At 66.5% G+C, this 1,304-nt stretch carries 1 protein-coding gene and 1 pseudogene; one reads left to right on the top strand and one right to left on the bottom strand.

Features of this window, described 5'->3' with window-relative positions:
* The coding region (locus ACTJIY_RS20800) for a hypothetical protein (protein ID WP_440675398.1) at positions 1-375 on the top strand (375 nt) is incomplete at its 5' end.
* A gap of 9 nt (positions 376-384) precedes the next feature.
* Here the strand turns inward: ACTJIY_RS20800 and ACTJIY_RS20795 are convergent.
* A pseudogene (locus ACTJIY_RS20795) lies at positions 385-1,252 on the bottom strand (IS5 family transposase).
* Between the last annotated feature and the right edge of the window lie 52 nt (positions 1,253-1,304).

Genomic DNA, 1,304 nt, shown 5'->3' with positions numbered 1-1,304 from the left:
GACGAGACGGTGTGGTTCTTGTCCCGCGACGACTACTCGACCGGCGCGGAGGGGGCGTTCGCGTGGAACGAGTGTGAACTGCTGAGCATCCAGGCTGCGACGACGGATGATGAGGCGGTCGCGGTCTCCCGTTTCTGGAGGCGCCACGCACCCATCCTGCTTTCCGTTCGCAACGGATACGAGTACCTGGCGGTGCGAGACGACGGAGCAGTCGTCCACGGTTCCGAGCCAGAGTTCGAAGAAGCGGTCGTCGTGTTCTCTCACTTCGAAGATCTGCTGAGGTACACCACCGTGCGGCCGGCCCGGCGCGACCAGGTCGTCGACAGCTTGCTGTTCGGTGCCGCCGACGTCACTGACCCGACGCCAGGCGACTAGGGGGTGTTGCTAGACCCATTGGAGTGTCGCGGCGAGGTAGATGGCGGAGTGGTAGTTGCGGGCGGTCTTGTCTGAGCGCATCGCGATGCCGCGCCACTGCTTGAGCTTGTTGAAGCAGCGTTCGACGACGTTGCGGCGCTTGTAGCGCTCCTTCTGCTCGCGCCCGAAGTCGATGGGGCGGCCGGGGTGCTTGCGGCGGTGGGCGATCTGGTCGTCGCGTTCGGGGATCGTCGTTGCGATGCCTCGTTCGCGCAGCCAGGCCCGGTTCGCTTTCGACGGGTAGCCCTTGTCGGCGAGCACTCGCTCCGGCCGCGACCGCGGTCTGCCGGTGCGTCCGGCCACGCGGATCTCGGAGAGCGTGTCGATCAGCATGCTCGTGTCCGCCGCCTGCCCGGGCGTCAGCACGAACGCCAGCGCCCGGGCTCGCCCGTCGCAGACCAGGTGGTTCTTGGTCGTCAGCCCACCGCGGGAGCGGCCGATCGCGTGGTCAGGAGGCTCGGCGCCGAACTTCTTGTAGTTCGACCGAGCCCCCTGTGTCGCGCTTCAGGGTCGCGCCGTGCTGGTGCACGCGCACGATGGTCGAGTCGATCGAAGCGACCCATTCCAGTTCGCCTCGTTGATGCGCGAGCGACTGCGTCTTCTCGAGCACCCGTGCCCAGACGCCCTGTGCGGACCACCGGTTGAAGTTCTTGTAGATCGTGTTCCAGTTCCCGAATCGCTCAGGGACATCCCGCCATGGCGCGCCGGTCCGGTATCGCCACGCGGTCGCCTCAACGACAGCGCGGCGATCCACCGGCGGACGCCCCGTCGCCTTCACGGCAGGAAACAGCGGCCCGATCACAGCCCAGGCCTCATCGGAGATCTCAGTACGCGACACGCTCCAAGCGTCACCCGCACACCACGAATCAACCTTTAGCAACACGCCCTAG

Source organism: Cellulosimicrobium sp. 22598 (genome assembly GCF_052044445.1).
In the GTDB taxonomy this organism is placed as follows: Bacteria; Actinomycetota; Actinomycetes; order Actinomycetales; family Cellulomonadaceae; genus Cellulosimicrobium; species Cellulosimicrobium cellulans_G.
The sequence above is the reverse complement of the archived record's forward strand: the minus strand, read 5'-3'. Positions and strand labels throughout refer to the sequence as shown.